We start from the raw sequence: 24,812 nt of genomic DNA on the forward strand, positions 1-24,812 counted from the left end.
TCGACGTGGCGGACGTTATTTCTCTTCGACCGGGGTCAGGTTGCTCATGAAGGCATAGAAGTCCGGTCCGAACTCCGGGGGCTCCATACCGAGCCGCTCGGCCAGATAGAGCGTCATGAGGTTGGCATCGATCGATTTGTTATCGGCCTTGATGTTGCCCACTGAAACTTGCCGGTCGAATGCCCCGACCGCCACGAGCGCCATCCTGAGCGCCACGACGACATCATAATATTCGAGATTCTCGGCCTTCCTTCCGACCGCCGCCTCCCAAATCGCGATGGTCTCGTCCCGCGTCGGCAGACCCGGCAGGCGCTCGATGCCAAAGCGGCGGCTGAACAGGTCGTCGAAATAGAGCCACCAGGCAAGATCGAGTTCGGCCGGACCAAGGGCTGCAAGCTCCCAGTCGATCAGCGCCTGCACCTCGCCGCTCGCATCGAACATCACATTGGAGGGCGTCGCATCGCCCCATAGCACGTTGACCGGGGCGTGGAGGGGCTTGTGGCGCTGGATATGGTCGAGCGCCGCATCGATATAGCGCATCGACCTGCCTTTTGCGCAGCCGGCATGCCAGGCGACGAGATGGCCGACATACTGGTCGACGCCAGGCTTGCCCCATTCGTTCCGGGCCAGGAAGTCGAAACCCTGCTTCCAGTCGATCTTCGACAGGTTCGCAAAGGCGTGGATCGCGTTGCGAAACGACCGGGCGCGGCCGGCTGGCTCCATATCCTTGAGCCAGCCATCGACATTATAGTTCGGGCGTTGCGTCGCGCACTGCCCGTCGACCTTGCCCATCACGAGGAACGGCAGGCCGAGGACGCTGGTATCGAGCTCCATGCCGATCCATGGCGGAACGGGTACGCCGCCCCAGGCATCGAGCGCGGCCATCATCTTGCCCTGGAGCGCAAGGCTGCTTCCCAGAACCACCTCGAAATCGGTGGGCTGGCGTCGCACGACCAGCGTGCGCGCCTGAGGACCGTCTCGATCGATATAGGTCACGTCGACGAAGAATATCTCGGCGGAGAAACCCGCCCCCAGCTCGACATCGTGCGGCCTGACCTCGACATCGCGCCAGCCTCCGACATTTGCCTCGAACCAGTCCCGCAGGGTGACCGTGACGTGCTGGAGTGCGACCGCCGCCATCAACCGGCCCTCGCGCCTAGCACGCGCTTGAGTTCGGTGGTCAAAGGTCCCATGTCCTTCGGCGCCGAGCCGTGGAGGAGGATCTCGTCGGCGCCGGCATCGAGAAAGTCCATGAGCTTCGTTGCACATTGCGCGGCCGTGCCGACGGCAGCGCCCTCGTCGAGCCAGGCCTGCGGGATCAGACGGCTGACATCGACCAGTTCCTGGCGCGTATAGGCCTGGTCGGCGGGCTTGCCATTGAGCCCGGCGATCTTGGGGTGCGCCCGGATCGCCTCGAGCACCTTCTTGTCCCAACCATTGATGTCGACGATCAGGTCGCCGAAGCCCGGCAATTCGAAATAAGTGATCGCGCGTCCACCGACGACCGCTTCCTCTTCATCCTTCGGCAGATCGGGCGCGACGATGATATTGTGATAGATCCGAACCGACATCGGATCCCGGCCGGCTTTCTCGGCCGCCTCGCGCACGATCTTCATGCTGTTGGCGACCCCTTGCGCCGACACGAACGGATGCAGCAGCACGCCATCGCAATGCTCGCCGGCAAATTCGAGCGACTTGGGGCCGATGGCAGTGAAGATGATCGGCGGCGGCGGACCTTCATGCCGGTCGGTCAGCTTCAGCATGGGAAACTTGCCCATCACGCCTTCATAATCGACCGTCTCGCCCGCCCAGAGGCGCCGCACGATCGAGATGACGTCTGCCAGTCGCTCCATCGTGATCGCGGGCGCGCCGAGCATCTTCATATAGGCGGGAACGGCCCGGGCGAACATCAGTCGGAAGCGGTCGCCACTCATCGCCTGCATCATGTTGGCGACGCTTGCCGTCACGATCGGATGCCGCATCGTCGCGTACATCGTGCCGCTGATGCGGATCCTCGACGTTGCCTCGCTGACGGCGCCGGCGAGCACGGCGGGCTCCTTCAGGGCGAACCGCTCGGAGATCCAGACCGCACCAAGGCCGATCCGCTCGGCTTCGAGTGCTTCCTCGATACCGCGGCGCGGATCGCTGACCCGGCCGGGCAGGATATAGGTGCCGAACTTCTCGAACAGCGCCGCGGCGCCGGCTTCCTCAACGGTCATCAAATCGCATCCTCTGGACGGGGCTATAGCCCCTTCTCCCTCGCCGGCCATTAGCACTGACCTGCCCGAAGGCAGGGTAGAAGCGTCTCGACCGGAAGGACAATGGCGATCGACATCGGGTGGCAGACGAGGGATCCAGATGACGAGCAGAGCCGAGATCTACGAGGACATTCGCTGCGTGAAGGCGCGCTATTGCCGATTCCTCGACACCAAGGACTGGGATGGCCTCGCAGGTCTGTTCACGGCCGACGCAATCCTCGACGTCCGCGAAGACACCGGCATGGAGCCCTTTGTCGGACGCGACGCGCTTATCGAACAGATTCGCGCCGCGGTCATCCACGCCCGGTCCGCGCATCAGGTCCATACGCCCGAAATAACGCTCGTCTCCGACGATGCTTGCGACATCATCTGGGCGATGCAGGATCGCGTCGTCTGGAACGAAGGCATGTCACCGATTCCGGGCGTCCGCTCGATCACGGGCTACGGCCACTATCACGAGCATTATGTCCGCGAGAGCGATGGATGGCGGATCGCTTCGCTGAAGCTGACCCGCCTCCATGTCGATATGCACAGCTGAAAGTCGGGGCAGCGCCCCTCAGTCCCACTGCAGGTGCAGGTCGGGGACGTGGAGAATGTTGCCGACGAAGAATGGCACCTGGAAGCCATCCTTGATGCGGAACTCGGGGAGCGTCGTCACGAACTCCTCGACGGCGATCTGGAGTTCCAGCCGAGCCAAATGCATCCCAAGGCACTTGTGAATCCCGCTGCCGAGCGACATGTGCGCCGCCTTTCGGTCGAAACGGACCTCCTGCGGCTCGGGATAGAAGGTCGGATCGCGACCCGTGACCGGCGTCGCCACAGCGACATATTCGCCCGGCATGACCTTTTGTCCGCAGATCTCGATTTCACGCGACGCGATGCGGAAGGCAGTGACCGGCGCGAAGGCGCGGAGGAATTCCTCCACCGCCAGGACGATCTGGGACGGGTCGGCGCGAAGCCGGTTCTGGTGGTCCGCATGGGTCGCCAGGAACTGGAATATGTTCCCGAGGAGCGATGTTACCGTGTCGAGCCCCCCGATATAAAGATTGAAGCAATGACCGAGGACCTCGTCATTGGTCCATAGCCGTTCCTGCATCTCGAAGCTGAGGACCTTCGTGATATAATCGTCGCGCGGGGCCTGGCGACGGCTCTCGATCTCCTCGAGCAGATAATTCTTGACCGCTCGCACCGCATCGCCGCGGACCTGCCAGTCGTTGGTGTGGAGCATGTCCTTTTCCCATTTCAGGAACTCCGGCATCCGCTCCTGGGGCAGTCCAAGCAGGTCGAGGACGATGTTGATCGGATATTTTTCCGAGAACTCCTCGATGAAATCGCAATGCCCCTTGTCCTTGAACGCGGCGACGAGCCCGCGCGCACGCTCGCGGATCTGGTCCTTGAGCGCGAACATCTTCTGCGGCGAGAAATGTGCGTTCAGAGCCTTGCGATATTCGGTGTGAACGGGCGGGTCGGCCTCGGTCGGGATCACCAGCCAGTCCTCGCCGATATTCTGGGCCCATTTGCCCATGCCCTTCTTGGTGAAATTGTCCGCGTCGCGCAGCATCTCCTGCACGTCCTCGGCGCGCTTCAGGAGCCATCCCGGCTGGTCACCCGGAAAGATGTTGGTGACGTAGGCGATCGGCGGCAGCGTCGCGTGCATCTCAGGGATCAAGGTTTCCTGCGGATTCTCGTAGACCCGCTTGCGCGCATAAAGCGGCAGCGTGAACACCAGTTCCGGCGGCACATGGGCCGGCACGGTCAGTTCGGGGGCGGTCGCCATCATCAAGCTCCTGAGTCAGATTCGCTGCCAATTGTCTAACAGGATCCGGGCGGGCGATACCCTGACCAAAGACAGGCGGCGCGCTCAAACGGCACGACCGGACAAACGTCTCACCAGATCGTTCGCAACTGGGCGGCGCTTCGCCTGTCGCGCAGCGCCTTCTCTCGCTCCCCGGCGGAGACCAGCCTTGTACCGGCGGGAAGTGCTTCCCGCACGGCATCGACCTTCACCTTGCGGATCGTCGGCGTCGGCCGCTCGTCGGTGTCGAACCAGCGACCTTGCACGGCCCCACGCGGATAGCCCGAAGTGTCGAGCCAGTTGTGCACGCCCGGATCGCGGGCGCTGATCACGGCCCGGAACACGCCGTCGGCATCGACGATGGCCTGGCTGTCGTTCAGGCTGCTCTGGTTATTGTACCAGTCGGTCGTTTCATAAAGCTCATTGGTCAGGATCAGCGACCAGTAGCCGACGGACTCAGGGATTTTGACCTCGGTGATCAGCGCCTCATCGTCGCCAAGATCATAGGCGCCTTCATAATAGGATTGGCGCGACAGCCCGCTCATCTGGGAGAAATCGACAACCTTGAGCGCGTTGATGAGTCCCTCGTCGCGCAACTGCTGGACCTTGGGCGGAAAGGCGAGCGCGCAATTGCGCGTGATCGCGGGGATCTCCGACAGGCGGAACGCGAGATCTTCGAGCGGGACGCGACCCTTCGCTGGCGCCACGTCCAGACGATCGATCGAAAGGCGCGGCTCGCGCTCCCGGCCCCAGTCGCACCCCACGATCCGCACCATGAACTTTTCCGCCTCGGCGTGCAGCTCATGCCAGTCGCCGGCATGACCGGCGGGTCGTTCGGGCGAGATCACCACGTCGAAGCGCCCCTGATCATCGAGCGTCAGGTCGTCGAAATCGAGCTGACCGAGCACCGGATGATGCTGGCCGGTTCTCAATGTATCGGGTCCCATCTGGGCGAGGATGAGCATCCGGACGGTGCCCCTGTCGCCGCGCAGGCGATAGGTGCCGCCCCGGCCGATCATCGCCGTCTTGTAGATGGTATCGGCGTTGGGCTGGAAGATATTCTGGGCGATATTGAGCTCGGGAACGAAGATCGGGTGATTGCGGTCGCCGATGACCGCATCGGTTGTCGCGCGCATCAGCCCGTAGAGCAGGAGGCGTACCGACTCCTGCATGACATGAGGATCGTTGCGCAGGGCTTCCGGCACGCGGTTGCGCATCATCTCGCCAAGCGGGCGCAACTGGTCGATCAACTCTTCCCAGTTCATCGCGGCCATCTCTTTCTCCCTCGTGCCATGTCGAGCTCGTTCGGGCCCACCATAGACATTGGGACAGGCTGAAGTAGGCGCTTCGATACACGGCCACTGCCAAGACTATCGCGGGCGCGCCAATGATGATCCTGTCCGGGGACAGGTTCACGCTGTTAGTCGGCCTGCAAAGCCGTCACCGGCTCAGAATGAGGAAATTTTGCCGATGCGCTCACTGGACCTCAAATTCGACGTCACCGCGGCAACCGGGATCGACGAGCCGGTTCATGTCGCGGGCACGCTTCACTTGCCCGACGGAATTGCCGATGGGGATCCGGTCGACCTCATTCTTGCCCTTCATGGCGGTGGCTATCGGCGGAGCTATTGGCACCCCACCTTCGGAGAGGACGATGGGTATAGCTTCTCGCGCTTCTTTACCGATCGCGGCAAGGTGGTGCTGGCGCTGGACCATCTCGGAATGGGTGACAGCTCGACACCGGAGCGCGAAAGCAAGCTGACCCGCGCGAGGATCGCGGCCGCCAATGCCCATGCGCTCGCCGAAACCGTCCGGATGCTTGGCGACGGCACGCACGCGCGGGCGCAACGCGTCTCGGTGACCGGCGTCGGCCACAGCATCGGCGGAATGATGGTCATTACCCAGGCGGCCGCCTTTCCGGCTATGCACCGGGTCGCGGTGCTGGGATGGGCCAATCAGCCGATGGTGCTGGGCGATACCGACGTCGCGACCCTGTCGCAGACTTTGCTCACCGAAGGCTATATCCCGACGCCGCGCGAGCAGATGCGGGGCCTCTTCTATCTGCCCGACGTACCCGCAGACATTGTCGCGGCCGATGAGGCGGCGGGTACGCCGACACCGTCGTGCCTCGCGCGCGATGCGCTGACGCCACAGATCGTCCATGATGCGTCAGCTGCGATCGCCACGCCGGTCTTCGTGCTCCATAGCATCGTCGACACAAGTCCCGACCCGTGGGGCGAGGTAGCCTATTTCAAGGGCAGCAAGGATGTCACCCTCAGCGTCCTCGAAGGTGCTGCCCACTGCCAGAATTTCGCAACGACGCGCCGGGAGCATTGGGAGCGACTCGACCGGTGGATCGCCTCGACGCCGGCCTGACCGCGCGCGCCTCAGAAGTTGACGCCGAGTGCCTCGACCGTCTTCAGATCCTCGCCGGCGGTGAAGATGCGCTCGACAATGTGCATGCCGATCTGGCCCCATTCGTCCATGTTCGCGATCCACGCCTGCATCGCATAAGGCGGCCAGCGCCGATAAGATTCCCAGAACATGTCGTCGTCCGGCACATTCTGCGCGCCCGTCGCCACCAAACATTCGCGATAGTGGCGCAGCAGGTCGTGATCATGGGCGCGCCGTTCCTCGATGGTGAGGGCGCCGAGGATGAAATAGGTGAAATCGCGGATGGGCCGGCCCTTCCGGACCATCTGCCAATCCAGCCAGACCCGTTCGCCATCGGGGCGGACATAGCTGTTGCCCTGATGGGAATCCCCGTGGACGAGGCAGTAAGGACCCTGTTCACGGTGGCGCGCGAAATCTACGAGCGCGTCATAGACGATATGGAGCCGCGAGAGATCACCCCGGATCCACTGGGGCAGGAAGGCCTGATATTCGGGCTTCGGATGATTGAGCTCGGCATATTGATACATCATGCGGAGCTGATCGGAATCCGTCGGGGTCGCCATCGAGACGGGCAACCAGTCGGCCGCATGCAGCACGGGGCTGTCCCAGAAGGCGCCATGCAGCCTGGCAAGGCTGGCGACGCCGCGGGCGGCCTCCTCCACACCCATATGGTCGGTACTGTGCCCGAACTTTCCACCGCCGACGGCCAGGTCCTCCATCATGACGAAGCCCTGGCCCGACGCATTGTCGGCCCAATCCGCGAAATAATATCGGGGGGCCGGAAAATCGACCAACCGTCGGAAATTCTCGTAGAATCGAGCCTCGAGGCGGCAGATGTCCTTGCTGTCGAACCCTGCCCAGTTGGCCTTAAGGCAGACATGTTCGGGAATACCGGCCAGGCGACCGATCTCGTTGAGCGTCAGCCTCACCTGATATTTGGTTGTGTGGCTGTTGCGCAGATGAACTTCGTCCATCGCCTCGACCACGATTCCGGGATAGCGCGACTGGAGGATCGCCGTCAGCCACTCCGCACTGACGCCGTCGAGCGTCATCGGGATCGCGACGCGCGTTGCGGCCATCGCCTCGGTCTCGCTCACCGGATCGCCTTCAGCGCGCGGATCGCCCGGTCTGCAGCGATACGCCCGGCAATCCCCGAGACCCCGCCGCCCGGATGACTGCCCGCACCACCCATGAGGAACCCGGGAAAGATCGGCTTGGGGCCGCCAAATCCGGTTGCGGGCCGATGGACGCCGGCCCGCAACGCGCCGAAATCGACATGCGTGACACAGCCGTTGGTAACGTTGAGCCGCTTCTCGCGGTCCCGCGGCGTCTCGACGAAGCGGCCGACTTCGGCATCGAAACCACTATAATATTCCGACGCGTGCCGGACGATGTCAGTCATCGTCCGGTCCTTGAGTTCGGGGGACCAGCCCTCGCGCGCATCCACCGCGATCGCCGGCAGATAGACATAGGCCAGCGACTGGCCCGCCGGTGCCTGGCTCGGATCTGAGTTGGACAAGGGCGTGACCGACATCGCATGCCGGCGAGGGATGTCCCCGCGTTTGGCGGCCGCAAAGGATTCGCGCACCTCCTCGGGCGTGCCGATCAGTCCGACCGCCTGGTCGAGATTGACGCCATCCTGTCTCCATTGATTGTGCCGGTCGAGCGTGAGCGGTTTGCTCATCGCCACATTGGCCAGGAAAGGTGCGGCATTTGCGCGGTTGGCAGGGGCGTGTTCGATCCGCTTCATCAACATGCGATCGACACCGCCGGGCGTGGTCAGCGCCATAGCGGTCCGCGGATCGCAGGTCGCGATCACCATCTTCGACCGGATCACACGACCGTCGGCAAGGCGAATGCCCTTGGCTGCGCCGCCATCGACCAGGATCTCGGCTACGGGCGCATTGAGCTCGATCGTGGCGCCCGAGGCGGCGATGCTTGCCGCCATCGCATCGGCGAAGGCCTGAAGGCTGCCGATCGGCTTGCCCGTGCCGAGCCGATGCAGCACGGCAAGGATCATGTAAGCAGCCGCATTGCCATCATCGTCGACCGGTCCGGCCCCGGCAGCGATGCCGAGCAGGAGCGCGATCGTTGCGGGATGCTCGAACCGCTCGCACGCGACCTGGTCCGCCGTCCCCTTCGAAATGGCTGTCAGCGCATCCTTCAGTTTCACGTTGCGGATGGCACTCCCGATCATCTTGGACAGGTTGCGCGCATCGGGTCGTCCGGGTTCGGCCTTCATCAGCGGAAAGCCGATATCCATCATCGCGTCGAGGCACTGCAGGAATTCGAGATAGGCCTTGCCGTCGTTGCGATTGATCCGGGCGATATCCTCGGCAGTCCGGCGAGGATCGCGGAAAATCGCGATCGAGCTGCCGTCGGGGTCGAGATAGGCATAGGTCGGATCGGGATCGACGGTGCGCAGCCCATATTTGTCGAGTTCGAGATCCTCGATGATGCCGGAACCGCGTGCGAACAGCAGCTCGACGGCGCACGGTGTGACCAGATGCTCCGGCGCCTCGGGAATCATATAGCCAGAGCTGGTCATCCCGCCGACCTTGGCCATGCGCTCGACGACCACGACCTTCTTGCCCGCACGGGACAGATAGCCGGCGGCGGCCATGCCATTATGGCCAGCTCCGACGATCACCACATCGACCGGATCGGTCATTCCATTCTCCCCTCGATTGCCATCGCACTAGCCGGCGACGGGCGACCTTTGTCCACCGCGGGAATTTGTCGCCCGGTCAAACTTCCAGGGCGGAGCGAGGCCAGGAGCAGGCCGATGGCATATTCATGCCATTCGGCGATCCCGTCGCTCGTGCGCATGTCGACTGCGAGATATTCGGACAGGACCTGCCCTGTCAGATAGCAGGCGGTCACCATCGAGAAGGCGGCCGCATAGAATTTGTCGACATCGACATCCGCGGCAAACACGCCCCGCGCCGCGCCCCGGACCAGAATGCGGCGGAACTGGGCGAGCAGAGGTTGGGTCATCGCGCTCAACCGGCGGCGTTCGGCATAATGCACGCCGCGCAGCAGATTCTCATCGAGCATCATCGGGCCCCATTGCGGGAACCGGCGATACTGGTCCGACATGTTGCGCAGGAAGGCCGCCAGCGCCTCTTCCGGCGATAACCGGTCATAATCATACGCCAGCAACTCGGTGATGGCGCTTTCATGGCTCAGCGAAACGACCTCGGCGAACAGCCGCTCCTTGGAACCGTAATAATGATAGATTAGCTGCTTGGTCCGACCGCAGCGCCGCGCGATATTCTCCATGCGCGCCCCTTCGAGGCCACGCTCGCCAAATTCATCACCGGCGGCCGCCACGATGGCGGCGATCGTCTGCTGCGGCGACCGCTTGGCCGCTCCCTTTCCGGTCGACATGCCTCTCGCTCCCACCAATTATAGTGGAGACGCTATCCGGACCGGAAGGCTGCGGGCCCTGTCCTTTGGCTGGTGGTCAGCCCGCTTGCTCCATGAAGGCCATCAGATCGGCATAATGGGGCTGGTGGACGAGCCCCCCGCCCGAGATCGAAATATTCTCGCCGGTGATGTAGCGGGACTCGTCGGAGGCCAGGAACGCCACGAGCGCCGCGATATCGTCGGGCGTTCCGAATTCGGGCGTGAGGATGTGCCGCTTGATGATCTCCTTCAGGCCCGGGACCGTCTTTTCAAGTGCTTCGGTGAGCACCACACCGGGAGCAACGCTGTTGCACCGGATATTCTGCCGGCCGTGCTGGGTCGCGACATATTTGGTGAGTGCGATGATCGCGCCCTTCGAGGAACCATAAGCGATGCGGGCTAGATCGCCTGCGCTGCCGGAATTGGAAGCGGTGTTGATGATCGACCCGCCACCGCCCGCGACCATGTGCGGGATCGCATATTTGCAGCCGAGCAAATAGCCGGTGAGGTTGACGTCGAGGATCTCGCGCCAGATTTCGAGCGGAATGTCGACCGCCGTCGTATCCTGCGGACTTTTGACCGGGTCGGTCATGGCAGCATTGTTATGGAGGATATCGAGGCGACCGAAATGCGTGACGGTCGCCTCGACCATGGCCTTGACGGATGCCGCGTCCGACGCATCGAATGCGAGCGCGAGGCCGTTGCCACCGAGCGGTTCAGCCGCGCGGCGGGCACTGTCCTCGAAAATGTCGGCGACCGCGACCTTCGCTCCTTCGTCCGCCAGTCGCCGCGCGACCGCGGATCCGATGCCGCCACCGCCGCCGGTGACGATTGCGACCTTGCCTTCGAGTCTTTTCATGATTTCATCCTCACCCGCTTCAGGCTTCGCCGCGTGCGCCGACCGTGTAGCCCTTGGCCCATTCGGCAAGGGCCAGCAGCCTCGTTTTCCGGTCCGCCTCGATCTGTGGAATCTTCCACTCGTCCGGTCCATCCGGCACGATCACGAGGGGCTCCTTACCGAGCGCCGCGAGTCCCAGGTGGACCACGTCGTCCGGATCATAGGCATTGCTGAGATCGAAGCCCGTGCCCTCGGTTTCCCGACGCAAGGTCGGCGTGTCCATCATTGGCGCAGCAATGCCGATGATGTCGATGTCCTGGCCCGACAGTTCGGCCCAGAGCGATTCCGCGAAGTTGAGCTCGAACGCCTTCGTTGCGGAATACATCACCAGCCAGGGTTGACCGCCGAGCCCCGCGCCAGATGACATGATGACGAAGCCACCCCGGCCTCTTGTCTTGAAACGCTCGCCAAAACCGTGGACTGCCCGGACGACGGTTGCCGCATTCATCGACAGGAGATTGAGCGAGCGTTCGACCGGACTGTCGAGAAAGCTGTTGCCCGCGCCATCGGACCCGGCATTCGAGACATAAAGACCGACATCGAGGTCAGCGGTGGCCGCGATGATTTGGCCAGCGGCGCCTTCTTCGCGCAGATCGGCGGTAACCACGCGATATTCGATGCCATGGTGCTGGGCCAGTTGGTCCCCGAGCGCCTCGAGCGCCGGCGCCCGCCGCGATACCAGCACGATATTGATGCCCATCGCCGCAAGCTGCCGCGCAAAACAGGCGCCCGTCCCCTCCGAGGCGCCGGCGATCACCGCCCACGGCCCATATCTGGCGACGAATGCTGCCCGATCATAATCGGGCCGGTCGATTTTGCGCATGCTGCTTCCTCCGGGATCGCCATGGTCAATGGCTGCATATTAAAAGCGCGCCACCGCTATCGTCCCATCCGCCGACAGGGTGCAATTGGATGGCGCGTCAAATGTGCGCCACGAAAAAGGGGAAGCAGGCATGCCTGCTTCCCCCGTCATTCATCCGATCCGCGTTCGCGCGATCAGAATTTGTAGGCCATCGAGATGCCCCATGTGCGGGCGTCGCCCGCATATTCGGCGGCTATGCCAAGCTGGCGGTAGAGATCGGAGAAACTGCGAACGTTATACTTCTTGTTGGCGATGTTGCGCATGAATCCGGCGAACTCGATATTGGGATTCTCCAGCTGGATTGCGACGCGCGCATTGAACAGGCCGTAACCCGGGATCTGGCCGAGTTCGTTCTCGCGGGCATATTGCGCCTTGACCGCGTCGGACTGCTGATCGGCCGGCTTGACCTGGTTGAAATATTGCTTGCTCACATAGGCATAGTTGCCCTGGATCGAGAGTTCGGCCTCGCCCACCGGGAAGGTCTGCTTGGCGCTGATGTTGAGCTGGGTCTTGGGCAGCTGGATGAGCGGCAAATCGCTCAGATCGACAACGCAGCTGTTGGCCACGCCGTTGATCGTGGGGCAGCCGCTGCCGGCAATCACCTGCGTTTCATTGAACGTGCCGGACTTGTACTTGCCATCCATCAGGCTGAGGTTGGCGTTCACCTCCATGCCTTCCCACGGGATCACGGTAAGCTCGTTCTCGATACCCCAGATGCGGGCCTTGCCGTTGTTCTGGATATATTGCGTGACACCAATTCCCTCGACGAACGAGTTCACGATCGCTTGATTGTCCTTCTTCCAGGTATGGAAGATCGCCGTGTTGAAACGCACCCGGCGGTCGAACAGATCGGCCTTGAGGCCCGCCTCGACGTCCATGACCTTTTCCGGCTTGAAGGCGGGCAAGCCGCCCGCGCGCAGGTTCCACCCGCCCGCCTTGGCCGCGCCGCTGGTCTTGGCGTAGACGAACACGTCGTCGCTCGCCTGCCAGTCGAGACCGAAAGTCCAGGCGGGATAATTGAACTTGGCGTTCTGCGTCTGGTTGCAGGTGTCTGCCGTCGGCGGCGTGTCGGGGTTGGTCACAGTGCAGTTGATGCCGGTCGGCGTACCTGCAACCGGTGCATTATAAGGCAGACCGAGAACCTGCCGGTTATGCAGGACCGAATCCCGAGTGTCCCAGGTGTAGCGGAAGCCCGCGACCGTCCGGAGCGTGTCGGTTATCTGGTAATAGCCTTGCGCGAACAGGCCGAAGGTCTCGTTGGTGATATCCGCAGTGGAGTCGCGAAGCAGGCCACCGAAGATCTGCGACCGGCTATATTCATCGCCCTTCTCATGGCCATAATAGCCGCCCGCAATGAAGCTGAGCGCATCGGTGATGTCGCCAGAGAGCTGCAGTTCCTGCGAATAATATTCCGACGTCGACCCCGAAAAGGTCGCGAGAAGCCCGGCGGCGGTCGCGTCGGTATCGTTGAGGCCCTTGTTCATATTGTGCCGATAGGCAGTGATCGACTTCAGGTTGAGGCCGCCGAGCTCAACATTGATCGTGCCGGCAAATCCGTAAACCTCGAGATTGTTGAACGGCGGCACACCGTAAAGCGCCTGGACATCGGCGGGGAGCGCGGCCGCGCCCGCGTTGGGCAAGGTGCCGCGGGCCGTATTGTCCCACCAATTGTCCTTGGAATGGAGGCCGGCATTCAGCGGGTTGAGATAGAGCCCGTTGATGGCGCCTTGCACCACAGCCTGCTGGGCAGGCGTCAGCGACGCAAAGTTGGGCGTGCCGAAGAAGGCGTTGGAGAATCCGGGGCGCAGGGAGCCGTTGATCACGGCCTCGTTGACCGCCTTCAGCTGGATATTCTGGCCGGTGTCCTTCATCTTGTTATAGTCGCCGGACAGGGTGATGTCCCAGCCCTCGCCCTCATATTTCACCTTGCCGCGTGCGAAGTGACTGTCGAGATTGCCAATGTCGCGGCCGGTGGTGAGGCTCTTGCCGAAGCCGTCACGCTGACGGAATCCGTAATTGAAGCGCGAGCTCAGATTGTCGGCGAGCGGGATGTTCAGCGTCGCCTGAATGGACTTGTAGTCGAAATTGCCGACTTCACCCCTCACCTGGCCTTCGAACTGGTCGGTGGGATCGTTGCTGATGATGTTGATCGCGCCACCGGTCGTGTTGCGGCCGAACAGCGTACCCTGCGGACCGCGCAGCACCTCGACGCGCTGGATGTCCTGAAGGTCGGTCAGGCCGACGGAAGGCCGCGCGACATAGACGCCATCGATATAGGTACCGACGGCCGGATCATTGGCGAGGATCGGCTGGAGGTTGCCCTGGCCGCGAATGGCGACGAGCGCGAAGCCGGAGGTTCCGGCCGTGCCCTTGGAGATTACGAGGCTGGGCGCCGTGCGTTGCAGGTCGGCGACATCCTTGACCTGAGCCTCGACAAGTGAGGCCTCGCCAAGCGCGGTGACGGCAACCGGCGTCGTCTGGAGATTTTCCTCGGTACGCCGCGCGGTCACGACGATGTCCTGGACTCCGGAAGTCTCCGCCTGAGCAGATTCCTCCTGTGCCAATACAGGTTGAGACAATGTAAAGCACATACCTGTAAGCGCTGTCGACAACAGCATATTGATCTTGCGGTTCATAAGCTGACCCTCCCCAAATTTGTTATACCCGCCTCGCGGGATTGCACAAATTGAACAGATGATACCATATTTGTCTCACACCCTCGAGACAATCGTCTGAGCGATCCATGACCTGCTCGCGATACTCTTTGGCAGACGTCCTATACTTTCCCGGTCATTGCAGCGCGCTCGTGCCATGCCGGAAGGCTCGCGGGGTCGCCCCCGTTGCCTGACGGAAGGCGGCGGAAAAGGCGGCGGTGCTGCCAAAGCCGCAGCGCCAGCTCACTTCCTTGATCTGAAGATTGTTCCTGGTGAGGAGCTCTTTGGCGAGCGCAACGCGACTGCGAGCGACGAACTCCCCGAGACTGATGCCGGTCCCCTCCTTGAAGACGCGCGCGACATGGCGCGTGCTCAATCCGCACGCGCGTCCGATGTCGGCGATGTTGAGCGTCGTCGACAGATTATCCATCACATAATCGGTGATGGCACGAACCTGCCTCATCACGACGCCGCTGGCCTCCTTTTCGGCGGCATCCTGCTGCCGGAGGCTGCGGGCAAGCTCGACCGCGATTCCTACCAGCATCGCGCCCACCAGAGCATCGCTCGCGAAGCCCGGCGCCATCAGCTCCGCCGCCGTCGCCTCGAGAAGACGCCTCAACGCGCCGCCGCGAACGTCGGCGCTCGGGAGGAGCGTTGCGGCCTGGTCGCCGTCCTCAAACACATCGGACAGAAAATCGTCGTCGAGCGCCACACATAGCAAGCGGCGCTCCTGGAGCGCGGGCGCGCCCCAATATTCGTGGCGCGGCGCCAGATAGAGGATATCCCCGGAATAGCATTCATCGGCCCAGGCATCGGTCCTGAGCAAGGACCGACGCGGCTGTTGCGTCAGCGAATAATCAAGATAGTGGCGCGCCGGAGAGAATGAGCCGCTGCTCGGGGTTACCCAGCGAAACCGGCGAATATCGACCGCCGCTCCGTTGGTCACGACCCGGCGGTCGATGGCGAAAGCCTCTACGCCCTCCCGGCCCTGCCCTGTCCAATCGCTTTCGGGGCGAAACATGTCCTCTCCTCGGCTTTTGTTTCGCCGACATTAGGTCGGACTTGGCCTTTCCTCCTCTATCTTTGGGTAGGGTGTGGCGAACTATGTCAGCTGGTGGCCACGGCCTTCGACTTTGCCTTGGCGCGCGCCGCCTCGATCCCGCGGAACAGAGCCGTCGTATTGCCGGCCCCGACATAGAAAAGCATGAACAGTGGAATCTGGTCGAGCTGCTCGTCGGTGAACTCCTCGTTGACGAGCGCGCCGCCCATCTGGATCTCGACCAGATCGGCCCGACCCAGCATCGCCGTCGCACCGAGAACCATCAGCCGCTTGTCGCGGATGGAGAATGCCGGGTCGGCCCACAATTTGCCGAACTGGTTGCCGACGATTTCCTGATTGAACGGATTGTCCCGATAGGGCTTCATCATCTCCGACGCGCCAGGGCCATAGACCTCGTCGACGATCCCCAGCCCCTTAAGCCATTGCTCCTCGGTCAGGCTCACGCTTTTTCTCCCATCACATCTGCCATGCCGACAACGGCCTGGTCGGTTCTCTTGGTCAATTCGATCAACGGCAACTGGATGCCATAGCTGGCAGCAAGGTCGATCGCCGCATCAAGATCCTTGATCATCAGCGCCCGCGTATATTCGCGGACCCCGGCTTCCTGTTCGCTCTGAAACGGATCTTCGCGCGTCGCGAGCATGAGCGGGCCGCCGACACCATCGGCACTGGCGTCGATCGCATCGCTCAGCTGGCGAATGTCGACCCCCGAATTGCGGCACAGGACCGCGGCCTCATAGCCAGCGCGAAGGCACCCGAAGACGATGACATTGCGCGCGATCTTGGCCGCCATGCCGGCGCCGGGTCCGCCCATGTGCGCGACATATTTTGCGAAGCCGTCGAGAACCGGACGAACCTTCGCAACGATGGCCTCATCGCCGCCTACGAGGCAAACCAGTCCCTTCTCACGGACCTTCTGCCCACCAGTCACGCCGCAGTCGACGAGCGCGACCCCGGCCGCATCGGTGATGGCGCGGATCCGTCCCAGATCTTCCATGGAAACCGTCGCGACGAGGATCACCGTTAAGCCAGGTTTCGCGCCTGCGAGTATCCCGTTGGGGCCCGTGAGGACATCCACCGTCTGTTGCGCGCTGACGACGGCGATGACGACGACGTCCGCAGCTGCCGCGACTGCCGCCGGCGTCGCGGCTACCGCCGGCACGCCATCCAGCCCGTCGGCCGCCTCGGGCCTGATATCATAGACTGCACCCAGTTGACCGCTACGCGCCAGACACAAGGCAACACCGCTGCCGATCGCGCCCAGTCCGATCACTCCTGCCTTCATCATAATTCTCCCGACCGCATCACCGCGGTTCCAGCATCATGGTACGAATGTTGTTCTGCAGCTCGCGATCGACTCCGCCCGCCGCGAAATATTGGCCGACCCCATCCCACTGACGGTCGACCTCGTCGAGCGCGGCAACCAGAAAATCCTGCTCGGTTCCGATCAGCATGGCGATGACCGTTTCACCGGGAACGAAGCCGAAGCTCTCGCGAAACCCGTCCTCGACCGAACCTGCAATGCGCATATTCTCACCGAAGACATCGGACTTTGCGTAATCGGCCAGGATCGTCTCTTGCGAAACCCCGATGAGCGAAAGCAGCAGCGCAATGACCACACCGGTCCGGTCCTTGCCCGCCGTGCAGTGGATCATCATGGGGACGTCGCCGGTCAGCAGCGCGCCGACGAGTTCAGGCAGATAGGGATGCAGGGCGCCGGGCATCCGGCGGTAATTTTCCATCATGACGCGCTTGGCATTTTCGGGCGAGGGATCCAGCCGCAGGGTCTCCCAGGCCTCCTTGCCTTGCGCGCGCAAGTCGGTGTTCATGTCCAGGTTGAGCAGTCGGCAGCCGGGTCCGCACCAGTCATTGGGTGCAGCCGTCCTTTCCACGTTCGAACGCAGGTCGCAAATGGAGCGAAATCCCAGTTCAGCCAGTTCGGCCCGATGAGCATCAAAGAAGCTGGCGGGCCCTTCCGACCGGAATATCAGCCCCGTGCGCACCCGCTGGCCGTCCGCCGCCGGCAATCCGCCGAGATCCCGGAAATTGAGACGGGACAATGCGATCGTCATTGAACTTTTCCTGTTTCCGCCGGTGCCGGATAGGTGGGGGTTGCTGCCAGGATCTGCGCCAGCATGGCGGGCGAATACCAGACATGCTCGACATGATGCCCAAGGGTGGCGCGCTCGTCGGTATAGGCAAATCGCATGTCCTCACCCAGCGCACCGCTGAAGACGATGGGATGAAGATCGGTGTCGATCGACGCTATGTGCGCGTCCCAGTTCGCGATCGGCCCCTCGATTCGCGAGCAGACATGGTGGAATCTGACGACCAGGCTATCGCCATCGCCATCGGGCAGCACGTCGCTGAACAGCGGTGCGGTGCCGCCAAGCGGCTCGATCAGTTCGATCTCGATCCCGCCGACGCGCGTCAGACCGATGCGCAATTCCGCCCCGCCTGCCTGCTCCATGCCGGGCTGGACGTTGGAAAAGATGAAGAAGCCCGGCGCACCAAATTGCGCCTCCATCATGGCGGCAGCGGCCTCTATGTCGTTGGTGACATAGGCGACCTGGCTATGGCTGGCATTGGGTCGGGCGAACATGGCGTATCCTCTCGGGGCGAACTGTGCCCGTCCGGCGCGGCCCGGCCGCCTGCCGAACGATGGGGTGCGCCATTCCCGGCGCACATTGTTCAGTTGGCCGACATCTTCCCCCCGTCGATCACCAAGGTGTCGCCCGTATGATATCTGGAGAGGTCGCTTGCGAGGTAGATGACCGCCCCCTCCAGATCCTCAGGCTTTCCGGCCCGGCCAAGCGGCGTCTTGGCCTCGACTGCCCGGGTGATGGCGGCGCCGAGCTCGGGATCGGCCAGCGTCATTTCGGTGTGAATGAAACCCGGAGCGATGACGTTGCTCCGGATGCCATAAGGCCCCAGTTCCGCGGCGAGTGCCTTGGACAAGGAGTTCAGCGCGCCCTTGGCAATCCCGTAATGAGCCATCGTCGGCACACCCTGGAAGATGGAACCGCTTCCGCACAGAATCAGCGACCCTCCGCGATCCCCGGCCCCTGCACGGGAAATCATATGCCTCGCCGCCTCGCGCAGAACGAAGACGGCACCATGCAGATTGACGTTCAACAGCCCGTGATAGGTTGCGGCATCCATCTGCGCAAAAGGCGCCTGCGAGGCGAGACCGGCATTGGCGACGACGGTATCGAGGCGACCCATCCTCTCGATCGCCCGCTCTACCCCCGCCACGATGGCGGCCTCGTCGCCGACATCGACCTGATCGGCAAATACACGGCCGCCCCATGCCCGCAGGGCATCCGCTGCCTCTGCATTGCGATCCTCGCGCCGCCCCCAGATGACGACGTCCGCCCCAGCCCGGGCAAGGCCACGGGCAAAACCGAAGCCGATCCCCGAATTGCCGCCGGTAACGAGCGCCACCTTACCCGTGAGATCGAACAGATTTTCAGCCACCCACGCTCTCCATTCCCTTATCGCCTGAAGCGTGTCGTGGACGCGGAAAGCCGACAACAGGCGATACTAGCGTCGTTACGCCATTTGCATTGCCCAAACGCCGTTCCGCGCCGCATTCAATGAATTGCGGAGCGGCGAAATTCGTGAGGCGTGACGCCAACGGCGCGGCGGAAGGCAGCGGAAAAGGCCGCTGCGGTCCCGAACCCGCACTCCCACGCGATCACCTTGATCGCCAGACGGTCGGTCGCCAGCAGTGCCTTGGCCCGGTCGAGGCGCATCGCGGCCGCATAATCGGACAGGGTCATGCCCGTCGATGCCTTGAACATCCGGAAGAAGTGCCGCGCGCTCATCCCGCAAGCGTCGGCAAGTTCGGAGACCGCGGGCATCGCTCCGGGTTGCGCAATCCAGTCGTCGACGAGGCGCAGCTTGGCCGCGCTCAGGCGCGCACGGTCTTCCTCTTCGCGGTGGCGCGAGCGGCGCAGATGGCGCCCCAGTTCGACGGCGATCTCGATCCACATCGCACCGACGAGCAGGTCCGAACAGAAGCCTGGGTCGCGCACCTCTCGCGCAAGTCGTACCATTGCATCGCGGATGAACGGACTTCTGATGTCGAGGCAGGCCTCGAGTTCCGCAGAGGCGAACAGATCATCCTCATCATCCGGTCGCCCGCCGTCGAAGCCGCAGCAAATCGACTGCTGCCGACCCGCCCCCCATTCAGTGGCGACCGCGTGGCCGGCCGGAATGAAGATGATGTCGCCAAGAGGACGGGCTGCAAAGCCTGGCAGGTCGACATAGCCGCCGCGCGCGTCACCGGGACGTCGCGAGAGGGCGAGGTCGAGAAAGCTGCGGGACGACTTGAATATCGCGTGTTGTGGTTCATCGAACTGATAGTCATGCAGTTCGATGACGGCCTGGGGCAAGGCAATCCGCCCCTGGACCTCGCATCGGATAGAACTCGGCAACGATGCCCGGTAGGCCTCGGGCAGGCTTGGCAGGTCGTGCTCCATCAGGCCCATTGCGTGTCCTCCGTCCATGCGATCGGCTTTCGCCCAAGGAAACTCAGGCGATGGCGCGAACGACCGTGGTTTGGCGTCCTCGCGATAGCCTCGGGCATTGCCGTGATAGCCAGATCGCGCGCTAATCCTCCTATCGTTGGACAAGTAAGACTATCCGGAGAGACTGGCTATGACGGGCGCGACTAGGAAGCGCGATGCGGATCCGATCGGCATCCACATCGCTGATCTGCACAATCCCGTGCTCAGCGCCGCGCAGCAGGCTGCGCTCGATGCGACGAGCACCATCCCCATCGCATTCTCGATGGACGCCGTGCTGGACACCGCGCGTGCGGAGACCGGCCTCGACGATTTCGGCAGCGACGACTTTCTGGAGAGGCTCGCCATCTGGCTCCAGGCGCTTGCCGAGGACGAGAATGCGTCCTCGGTCACGCGCTTCAACATGTTCCAGATGACGGTCCGTTTCGCTGCTACCCGGCTAAGGCTCGAGGACCTCGTCAAGCGCCATCCGGAGATCCTCGACATCGAGATCGACCGACCGATCATCGTGGCAGGATTGCCACGATCGGGGACCACGCATCTGCTGGGACTGCTCAGCGCCGACACCCGGCTGCGCTCGCTTCCCTGGTGGGAGGCGATCGCCCCCGTCCCCTCGCCGGGCGACGAGCCGACGGCTGACGATCCCAATCCTCGCTGGACGAGGGCGGATGCCGGCTGGAAGGAGATGGAGGCCATCCTCCCCTACATGGCGATCATGCACGAATTCTCCGCCGATCATATCAGCGAGGATATCGAACTCCAGGCGCTCGATTTTTCCTCCTATCTGATCGAGTGGCTGGCCTACGTCCCTCGCTGGCGAGATTATTATCTTTCGCTCGATCAGACCGGACCCTATGCCTATCTCAAGAAGGCGCTGCAGGCCCTGACCTTCCTCAAGGGGCCGAATCGCTGGGTAATCAAGTGCCCCCAGCACATGGAACAGCTCCCGGCGCTCTATAAAACCTTCCCGGATGCGACCTTCGTCATCACCCATCGCGACCCTGTGGGGTCGGTTCGCTCGCAGCTCACCATGGCGCTCTACGCGGCCCGGATGTTGCGCAAGAAAGTCGATCCGGCCGAGCCGCTCGGCTATTGGCCGGCGCGCTACGAAGAACTGCTCCGGCGCTGCGTGCGCGATCGCGCTATCCTGCCCGAGGAGCAGACGATCGACGTCTATTTCGACCAGTGGACGAAAGATCCCGATCCCATCCTGCGCGAGATTTACCGTCGCGCCGACCTGCCGCTGACCGACGAGGCGCTGACCGCCCTCCACGGCTATCTCGACGCGCATGAAGAGAAGCAAACGCACAGGATCGTCTATGACCTCGAGCGCGACTTTGGCGTCACCGCTGATGAATTGCGCCAGCGGTTCGGCTTCTACTTCGACCGCTTTCCCGTGAAGCCCGAGGTCCGATAGCCCTTTCTTTGGAAAGGTGCGCAGGACCGGCTGGCGCGAAATGACCCGGGCGAACGTCGCGGACCGTCCGCGCAGACATTTTCAGGGAATAGCCATGGCCGAATTGATTGTCGTCACCCGCGATGGAGAAGAGCAGACCCTGGCGGCAGCCGAAGGCCTCAGCATCATGGAAGTGACGCGGGACGGCGGCATCGACGAACTGCTCGCGCTTTGCGGCGGTTGCTGCTCATGCGCAACCTGCCATGTCTATGTCGATCCGGGCTTTTCCGATCGCCTTCCGCCGATGAGCGCCGACGAGAACGATCTGCTCGACGGGTCGGACCATCGCAACGCAAACTCGCGCCTCTGCTGCCAGATCGTGATGAGCGAAGCCCTGTCAGGTCTTCGTGTCGTCATCGCTCCCGAGGATTGAGGCTGCGATGTCCGGCGCGCTCGAAGAAGTCCTGTCGTTCTTCGGTGAGTGGGGTCTGGCCAAGGCCGACATGATCGAGGCGATGCGTCGTCGATTCACCGACCGGACCATGTGGGAAAATGTCGGGATCGCGACCACCGTCGGCTTCGACCAGGCGATGGTGTTTCTCGAGGGATTCTCCGCTCAATATCCGTTCGAGCGCGGCGAAGTGATCGTTCATCATGCCGCCGCGATCGGCAATGTCGTGCTCACCGAGCGTACGGACATCTTCTACGACGCCGCGGACAAGGCGATCGCGACGATCAGGCTGATGGGCATATTCGAGATGGACGGTCCGAAGATCCTCGCGTGGCGGGACTATTTCGACACCAAAGCCGGCTTCTGAACGGTTTCGAACCCCGGGGGAACAAGCATGCCGACCCGCAAGCCCGTCTGGGCGCAGTTGACGCCGATGCCGAAGGACGCGCTGGTCGAGCTTGCCAGATCCTATGAAACCGCCAACGTGGAGGGAATCTGGTCGCCCCAGATTTTCGGCGCGCCCTTCGGCACGCTTTCCGCTGCCGCCGCCGTCACCGATCGCATCAAGCTTGGAAGCGGCATAGCGCTGGCCTTCGTGCGCAGCCCGCTTGAAACGGCGTGCAGCGCGATCGACCTCGATCTCATCAGCAACGGACGCGTCGTGCTGGGGCTGGGCTCCAGCGCCCAGAGCCAGATCGAGGATTCGTTCGGCAGCCCTTATGGCAAGCCGCTCGCCCATATGCGCGAGATCGTTGCAATGATCCGCGCGATCGTCGCCAATGGCCATAGCGGGGAGCTGACGACCCTCGGGGGCGAATATCACAGGCTCGACCTCTCCCATTTCCGCCTACTCCACCCGGCCATCCGCGCCTCGATACCGATCTATCTTCCGGCGGTGTTCGAGAAGGCCTGTTGCCAAGCGGGGGAGATCGCCGACGGACTGCTCGGCCACCCCTTGTGGAACGATGCGTGGATCCGTGACCAGGTCCAGAAGAACGTCAAGCTGGGTCTGGAAGTCGCGGGTCGCGCCCGGGGCGACTTCTCGCTCAACATATCGAGCTTTGTCGCGATCTCGGATGATCGGCGCGAGGCACTGGAGGACAGCCGGGCGACGATCGCCTATTACAGCCAGAACGCGCAATATCTTCGTTATTTCGAGGCGATCGGCTTTGCCCGGGAGGCCGCTGCCATTCAGGACGCCTTCTCGCGTGGCGATTTCCCGACGATGATCGCGGCCTGCAGCGACGAAATGGTGGAAAGCATCGCCATCATCGGCAGCGCGGACGAAGTACGTCGTCGCGTCGCCGAGCGCGCTGCCATGGCCGATGCGATCACCCCGGTCATTCCTCATTACGGACTGAGCGAGGACAAGAGCGCGGCTTATACCCGGCGGATCGGCGAGCTATTCTACGGCTGACGACCCGAGCGATCTATTTGGCGGGAAGCAGGCCCGCGAGCAGGAAATCGGCCATCAGCGCGGCCTGCTCCTCGGCGTGGCGCGGTTCGACAAGCGGGCCCGCGCCAATCCGCTGCTGGAGCGGTTGCGCACCGAAAAAATAGCCGACGCCCTGGACGAGAAGCGCCATCAACGCCGGCGTGGAAATTGGACTCACTGGCCGGATCAACGCGACATCGTGGACGAGAGCATCCAGCCGCTCCTTGAAGGGCAGGATGAAGCGCTGGACGATATAATCGAGCCGCCAGGTATTCCGGTAACCCTCGACATGGGTCAGCGACACGATGTCGGTATGGAATGTCGCCCAGCGACAGAAGAGGTGGACCAGGGTTCGCAATCGCGCTTCCGGACCATCCTCGACGTCGAACGCCACAGCGACATCGAGCGACGCGCGACCGAGGCGCCAGTCGACCGCACGCTTCCACAGATCCGCCTTCTTGCCGAACCTAACGTTGATGAGATTGTGGCTGACGCCCAGCTGCTTGGCGATCTCGCGCAGCGTCGTCCCTTCATAGCCGCGCTCGGCGAATGTCTGGAAGGCGAGGGCGAGAAGCGTGCCTTCATCGACCGCGTGAGCTGCATTCTGGGCGGGCCGGCCCCGCCGCCGGACAGGTCCGCCAGCCGTCTTTTCCGCTGTATCGCTCATTGCCGTTGGTTGACATATAAATTGTCACATGTCAATTTAAGTCCAGAGAGGACGAAGAATGGCCGATACGCAGCAGGACATGTGGTGGGCAGTCGCCCGATCCGAAGAAGTCACCTCGGCAAAGCCGCTGGCGGTGGACATCGGCGATCAGCCGATCGTGCTGTGGCGCGACAATGATGGCATCGTCCGCGCGCTCGAGGATCGCTGCCCCCATCGGCGGGCGCCGCTTTCTCTGGGGTGCATTCGCGATACGGGCTGGATCCAGTGCGGCTATCATGGCTGGAGCTATGACGGCGAGACGGGCCGCCTGCGGGAAATCCCCAACATGAAGGACCAGCAGAAGTTTCCGCCGGTCTACAAGGCCATTGCCTTCGGCGTGGAGGAGGCAGCGGGTCTGGTTCGCGTCAATCTCCACAGCGGGGCCGCGCCGTCCGCGATCGGCGGCGATGCTTTTGGCCTTTCCGGCACGACTCATGTCAGCCTTGGCCATCAGGATTATCTGGACGCGCTCTATGATGATCCTGAACTTGTGATCGCCATCCGAGGCGTGAGCTTCACGCCCTATCTTATGTCCGAGCTTCGCAACCAGAATGGCATGCTGATGATGGAGCGGAGCTGCCAGTGGAAGGGCCTGCATTGGCCGGCGCCCTTCAGCAGCGACTTTCCCCTCACCATTCTCACGGAGACGCACCCGGTCACCGGCGAGACCCGCCTGACCTTGCGCGATACCGAGTTCCGCGAACTGCTGCGGGTCGTCATGGCGCCGGTCCCGGCCGCCCGCGGCACGACCGCAATTCGGTGGCGCGCCGAACTCGGTGATCGCCATCCCGGGGTGCGGGGCGCTGCCCTGCGCCGTGGCAACCCCTTTTCCGTGCGCGACTCGGTCGATGGTGCGAAACTGCGCGTCACCAAGCGATCGGTTTCGATCCACGGCGAGGACCTGCGCAAAGCCATCGTCGCGGAAATCCTGCATTCGGAGGCCGTTGCGGCCTGAATATAGCTGCC

25 protein-coding genes are annotated in these 24,812 nt (G+C 62.9%); 7 read left to right on the plus strand and 18 right to left on the minus strand.

The window, feature by feature from the left end:
- Nucleotides 1-15: 15 nt before the first annotated feature.
- Both ACFB49_RS11710 and ACFB49_RS11715 read right to left on the minus strand, forming a co-directional pair.
- The gene (locus ACFB49_RS11710) at nucleotides 16-1,140 is read right to left on the minus strand and encodes a phosphotransferase family protein (RefSeq protein WP_380879619.1); all 1,125 of its coding nucleotides are present in this window, start codon (nucleotides 1,138-1,140) and stop codon (nucleotides 16-18) included.
- Nucleotides 1,140-2,219, minus strand: a complete 1,080-nt coding sequence (locus ACFB49_RS11715; RefSeq protein ID WP_380879620.1) for a TIGR03857 family LLM class F420-dependent oxidoreductase — start codon at nucleotides 2,217-2,219, stop codon at nucleotides 1,140-1,142. The genes ACFB49_RS11710 and ACFB49_RS11715 overlap by 1 nt, the downstream gene beginning before the upstream one ends.
- A gap of 139 nt (nucleotides 2,220-2,358) precedes the next feature.
- Between ACFB49_RS11715 and ACFB49_RS11720 the strand changes: the two genes are divergently transcribed.
- Nucleotides 2,359-2,796: a nuclear transport factor 2 family protein gene (locus tag ACFB49_RS11720; protein WP_380879622.1), complete on the plus strand. Its 438-nt coding sequence runs from the start codon at nucleotides 2,359-2,361 to the stop codon at nucleotides 2,794-2,796.
- A gap of 18 nt (nucleotides 2,797-2,814) precedes the next feature.
- On the opposite strand, the gene ACFB49_RS11725 is transcribed toward ACFB49_RS11720, so the two are convergent.
- Nucleotides 2,815-4,035 carry a cytochrome P450 gene (locus ACFB49_RS11725; protein WP_232455641.1) on the minus strand — a complete coding sequence of 407 codons (1,221 nt, stop codon included), beginning with the start codon at nucleotides 4,033-4,035 and terminating at the stop codon, nucleotides 2,815-2,817.
- A 110-nt stretch (nucleotides 4,036-4,145) separates the two neighbouring features.
- A complete protein-coding gene (locus ACFB49_RS11730) occupies nucleotides 4,146-5,327 on the minus strand; it encodes a DUF1214 domain-containing protein (RefSeq protein WP_380879624.1) in 1,182 nt (393 codons plus the stop codon).
- 196 nt (nucleotides 5,328-5,523) lie between these two features.
- Here ACFB49_RS11730 and ACFB49_RS11735 point away from each other — a divergent pair, with 196 nt between their 5' ends.
- Nucleotides 5,524-6,429, plus strand: coding sequence for an alpha/beta hydrolase (locus tag ACFB49_RS11735; RefSeq protein WP_380879626.1), 906 nt, complete (start codon nucleotides 5,524-5,526; stop codon nucleotides 6,427-6,429).
- A gap of 11 nt (nucleotides 6,430-6,440) precedes the next feature.
- Here ACFB49_RS11735 and ACFB49_RS11740 read toward each other — a convergent pair whose 3' ends face one another.
- The 13 genes from ACFB49_RS11740 to ACFB49_RS11800 all read right to left on the minus strand — a co-directional run bounded on the left by ACFB49_RS11740 (nucleotide 6,441) and on the right by ACFB49_RS11800 (nucleotide 19,822).
- Nucleotides 6,441-7,544: a phosphotransferase gene (locus ACFB49_RS11740; protein ID WP_380879628.1), complete on the minus strand. Its 1,104-nt coding sequence runs from the start codon at nucleotides 7,542-7,544 to the stop codon at nucleotides 6,441-6,443.
- A complete protein-coding gene (locus tag ACFB49_RS11745; protein WP_380879630.1) occupies nucleotides 7,541-9,118 on the minus strand; it encodes a phytoene desaturase family protein in 1,578 nt (525 codons plus the stop codon). Before ACFB49_RS11745 ends, ACFB49_RS11740 begins: the two co-directional genes overlap by 4 nt.
- Nucleotides 9,115-9,837, minus strand: a complete 723-nt coding sequence (locus ACFB49_RS11750; RefSeq protein ID WP_380879632.1) for a TetR/AcrR family transcriptional regulator — start codon at nucleotides 9,835-9,837, stop codon at nucleotides 9,115-9,117. Before ACFB49_RS11750 ends, ACFB49_RS11745 begins: the two co-directional genes overlap by 4 nt.
- 76 nt (nucleotides 9,838-9,913) lie before the next feature.
- Entirely contained in the window at nucleotides 9,914-10,714 is an 801-nt protein-coding gene (locus ACFB49_RS11755; protein WP_380879634.1) for an SDR family NAD(P)-dependent oxidoreductase, read from the minus strand.
- Between the two features lie 19 nt (nucleotides 10,715-10,733).
- A complete protein-coding gene (locus ACFB49_RS11760; protein WP_380879636.1) occupies nucleotides 10,734-11,576 on the minus strand; it encodes an SDR family NAD(P)-dependent oxidoreductase in 843 nt (280 codons plus the stop codon).
- Between the two features lie 173 nt (nucleotides 11,577-11,749).
- Complete coding sequence (locus tag ACFB49_RS11765) at nucleotides 11,750-14,125, minus strand: TonB-dependent receptor (protein ID WP_380879638.1); 2,376 nt, start codon at nucleotides 14,123-14,125, stop codon at nucleotides 11,750-11,752.
- Nucleotides 14,126-14,405: 280 nt separating this feature from the next.
- Complete coding sequence (locus ACFB49_RS11770; RefSeq protein WP_380879640.1) at nucleotides 14,406-14,981, minus strand: helix-turn-helix domain-containing protein; 576 nt, start codon at nucleotides 14,979-14,981, stop codon at nucleotides 14,406-14,408.
- Nucleotides 14,982-15,376: 395 nt separating this feature from the next.
- Nucleotides 15,377-15,772, minus strand: a complete 396-nt coding sequence (locus tag ACFB49_RS11775; protein WP_380879642.1) for a carboxymuconolactone decarboxylase family protein — start codon at nucleotides 15,770-15,772, stop codon at nucleotides 15,377-15,379.
- Nucleotides 15,769-16,614, minus strand: a complete 846-nt coding sequence (locus ACFB49_RS11780; protein WP_380879644.1) for an NAD(P)-dependent oxidoreductase — start codon at nucleotides 16,612-16,614, stop codon at nucleotides 15,769-15,771. Before ACFB49_RS11780 ends, ACFB49_RS11775 begins: the two co-directional genes overlap by 4 nt.
- A 19-nt stretch (nucleotides 16,615-16,633) precedes the next feature.
- The gene (locus ACFB49_RS11785; RefSeq protein WP_380879646.1) at nucleotides 16,634-17,401 is read right to left on the minus strand and encodes a tyrosine-protein phosphatase; all 768 of its coding nucleotides are present in this window, start codon (nucleotides 17,399-17,401) and stop codon (nucleotides 16,634-16,636) included.
- Nucleotides 17,398-17,931 (minus strand): VOC family protein, encoded by a 534-nt coding sequence (locus ACFB49_RS11790; protein WP_380879648.1) that lies wholly within the window; start codon nucleotides 17,929-17,931, stop codon nucleotides 17,398-17,400. Before ACFB49_RS11790 ends, ACFB49_RS11785 begins: the two co-directional genes overlap by 4 nt.
- An 89-nt stretch (nucleotides 17,932-18,020) precedes the next feature.
- A complete protein-coding gene (locus ACFB49_RS11795) occupies nucleotides 18,021-18,806 on the minus strand; it encodes an SDR family NAD(P)-dependent oxidoreductase (RefSeq protein ID WP_380879650.1) in 786 nt (261 codons plus the stop codon).
- Nucleotides 18,807-18,922: 116 nt separating this feature from the next.
- On the minus strand, nucleotides 18,923-19,822 hold the full coding sequence (locus tag ACFB49_RS11800) for a helix-turn-helix domain-containing protein (protein WP_380879652.1): 900 nt from the start codon (nucleotides 19,820-19,822) through the stop codon (nucleotides 18,923-18,925).
- Nucleotides 19,823-19,991: 169 nt separating this feature from the next.
- Between ACFB49_RS11800 and ACFB49_RS11805 the strand changes: the two genes are divergently transcribed.
- The 4 genes from ACFB49_RS11805 (at nucleotide 19,992) to ACFB49_RS11820 (ending at nucleotide 23,122) form a co-directional block, all read left to right on the plus strand.
- Entirely contained in the window at nucleotides 19,992-21,275 is a 1,284-nt protein-coding gene (locus ACFB49_RS11805) for a sulfotransferase family protein (protein ID WP_380879654.1), read from the plus strand.
- 94 nt (nucleotides 21,276-21,369) lie between these two features.
- Nucleotides 21,370-21,687, plus strand: a complete 318-nt coding sequence (locus ACFB49_RS11810) for a 2Fe-2S iron-sulfur cluster-binding protein (protein WP_380879656.1) — start codon at nucleotides 21,370-21,372, stop codon at nucleotides 21,685-21,687.
- Between the two features lie 7 nt (nucleotides 21,688-21,694).
- Nucleotides 21,695-22,072, plus strand: a complete 378-nt coding sequence (locus ACFB49_RS11815; protein ID WP_380879658.1) for a limonene-1,2-epoxide hydrolase family protein — start codon at nucleotides 21,695-21,697, stop codon at nucleotides 22,070-22,072.
- Nucleotides 22,073-22,099: 27 nt separating this feature from the next.
- Nucleotides 22,100-23,122: an LLM class flavin-dependent oxidoreductase gene (locus tag ACFB49_RS11820; RefSeq protein WP_380879660.1), complete on the plus strand. Its 1,023-nt coding sequence runs from the start codon at nucleotides 22,100-22,102 to the stop codon at nucleotides 23,120-23,122.
- Nucleotides 23,123-23,135: 13 nt separating this feature from the next.
- Here the strand turns inward: ACFB49_RS11820 and ACFB49_RS11825 are convergent, their stop codons facing one another.
- Complete coding sequence (locus tag ACFB49_RS11825) at nucleotides 23,136-23,807, minus strand: TetR/AcrR family transcriptional regulator (protein ID WP_380879662.1); 672 nt, start codon at nucleotides 23,805-23,807, stop codon at nucleotides 23,136-23,138.
- 58 nt (nucleotides 23,808-23,865) lie between these two features.
- Between ACFB49_RS11825 and ACFB49_RS11830 the strand changes: the two genes are divergently transcribed.
- A complete protein-coding gene (locus tag ACFB49_RS11830; RefSeq protein ID WP_380879664.1) occupies nucleotides 23,866-24,801 on the plus strand; it encodes a Rieske 2Fe-2S domain-containing protein in 936 nt (311 codons plus the stop codon).
- Nucleotides 24,802-24,812 lie beyond the last annotated feature (11 nt).

Origin of the sequence: Sphingomonas sp. DBB INV C78 (assembly GCF_042693015.1) — a bacterium.
GTDB lineage: Bacteria > Pseudomonadota > Alphaproteobacteria > Sphingomonadales > Sphingomonadaceae > Sphingomonas_E.

What these genes read in the sequence shown, in the direction of transcription:
- ACFB49_RS11710 (WP_380879619.1), bottom strand. Translation starts at nt 1,140, where the DNA reads ATGGCGGCGGTCGCACTCCAGCACGTCACGGTCACCCTGCGGGACTGG.
- ACFB49_RS11715 (WP_380879620.1), bottom strand. Translation starts at nt 2,219, where the DNA reads ATGACCGTTGAGGAAGCCGGCGCCGCGGCGCTGTTCGAGAAGTTCGGC.
- ACFB49_RS11720 (WP_380879622.1), top strand. Translation starts at nt 2,359, where the DNA reads ATGACGAGCAGAGCCGAGATCTACGAGGACATTCGCTGCGTGAAGGCG.
- ACFB49_RS11725 (WP_232455641.1), bottom strand. Translation starts at nt 4,035, where the DNA reads ATGGCGACCGCCCCCGAACTGACCGTGCCGGCCCATGTGCCGCCGGAA.
- ACFB49_RS11730 (WP_380879624.1), bottom strand. Translation starts at nt 5,327, where the DNA reads ATGGCCGCGATGAACTGGGAAGAGTTGATCGACCAGTTGCGCCCGCTT.
- ACFB49_RS11735 (WP_380879626.1), top strand. Translation starts at nt 5,524, where the DNA reads ATGCGCTCACTGGACCTCAAATTCGACGTCACCGCGGCAACCGGGATC.
- ACFB49_RS11745 (WP_380879630.1), bottom strand. Translation starts at nt 9,118, where the DNA reads ATGACCGATCCGGTCGATGTGGTGATCGTCGGAGCTGGCCATAATGGC.
- ACFB49_RS11750 (WP_380879632.1), bottom strand. Translation starts at nt 9,837, where the DNA reads ATGTCGACCGGAAAGGGAGCGGCCAAGCGGTCGCCGCAGCAGACGATC.
- ACFB49_RS11755 (WP_380879634.1), bottom strand. Translation starts at nt 10,714, where the DNA reads ATGAAAAGACTCGAAGGCAAGGTCGCAATCGTCACCGGCGGCGGTGGC.
- ACFB49_RS11760 (WP_380879636.1), bottom strand. Translation starts at nt 11,576, where the DNA reads ATGCGCAAAATCGACCGGCCCGATTATGATCGGGCAGCATTCGTCGCC.
- ACFB49_RS11780 (WP_380879644.1), bottom strand. Translation starts at nt 16,614, where the DNA reads ATGAAGGCAGGAGTGATCGGACTGGGCGCGATCGGCAGCGGTGTTGCC.
- ACFB49_RS11785 (WP_380879646.1), bottom strand. Translation starts at nt 17,401, where the DNA reads ATGACGATCGCATTGTCCCGTCTCAATTTCCGGGATCTCGGCGGATTG.
- ACFB49_RS11790 (WP_380879648.1), bottom strand. Translation starts at nt 17,931, where the DNA reads ATGTTCGCCCGACCCAATGCCAGCCATAGCCAGGTCGCCTATGTCACC.
- ACFB49_RS11800 (WP_380879652.1), bottom strand. Translation starts at nt 19,822, where the DNA reads ATGGGCCTGATGGAGCACGACCTGCCAAGCCTGCCCGAGGCCTACCGG.
- ACFB49_RS11805 (WP_380879654.1), top strand. Translation starts at nt 19,992, where the DNA reads ATGACGGGCGCGACTAGGAAGCGCGATGCGGATCCGATCGGCATCCAC.
- ACFB49_RS11810 (WP_380879656.1), top strand. Translation starts at nt 21,370, where the DNA reads ATGGCCGAATTGATTGTCGTCACCCGCGATGGAGAAGAGCAGACCCTG.
- ACFB49_RS11815 (WP_380879658.1), top strand. Translation starts at nt 21,695, where the DNA reads ATGTCCGGCGCGCTCGAAGAAGTCCTGTCGTTCTTCGGTGAGTGGGGT.
- ACFB49_RS11820 (WP_380879660.1), top strand. Translation starts at nt 22,100, where the DNA reads ATGCCGACCCGCAAGCCCGTCTGGGCGCAGTTGACGCCGATGCCGAAG.
- ACFB49_RS11825 (WP_380879662.1), bottom strand. Translation starts at nt 23,807, where the DNA reads ATGAGCGATACAGCGGAAAAGACGGCTGGCGGACCTGTCCGGCGGCGG.
- ACFB49_RS11830 (WP_380879664.1), top strand. Translation starts at nt 23,866, where the DNA reads ATGGCCGATACGCAGCAGGACATGTGGTGGGCAGTCGCCCGATCCGAA.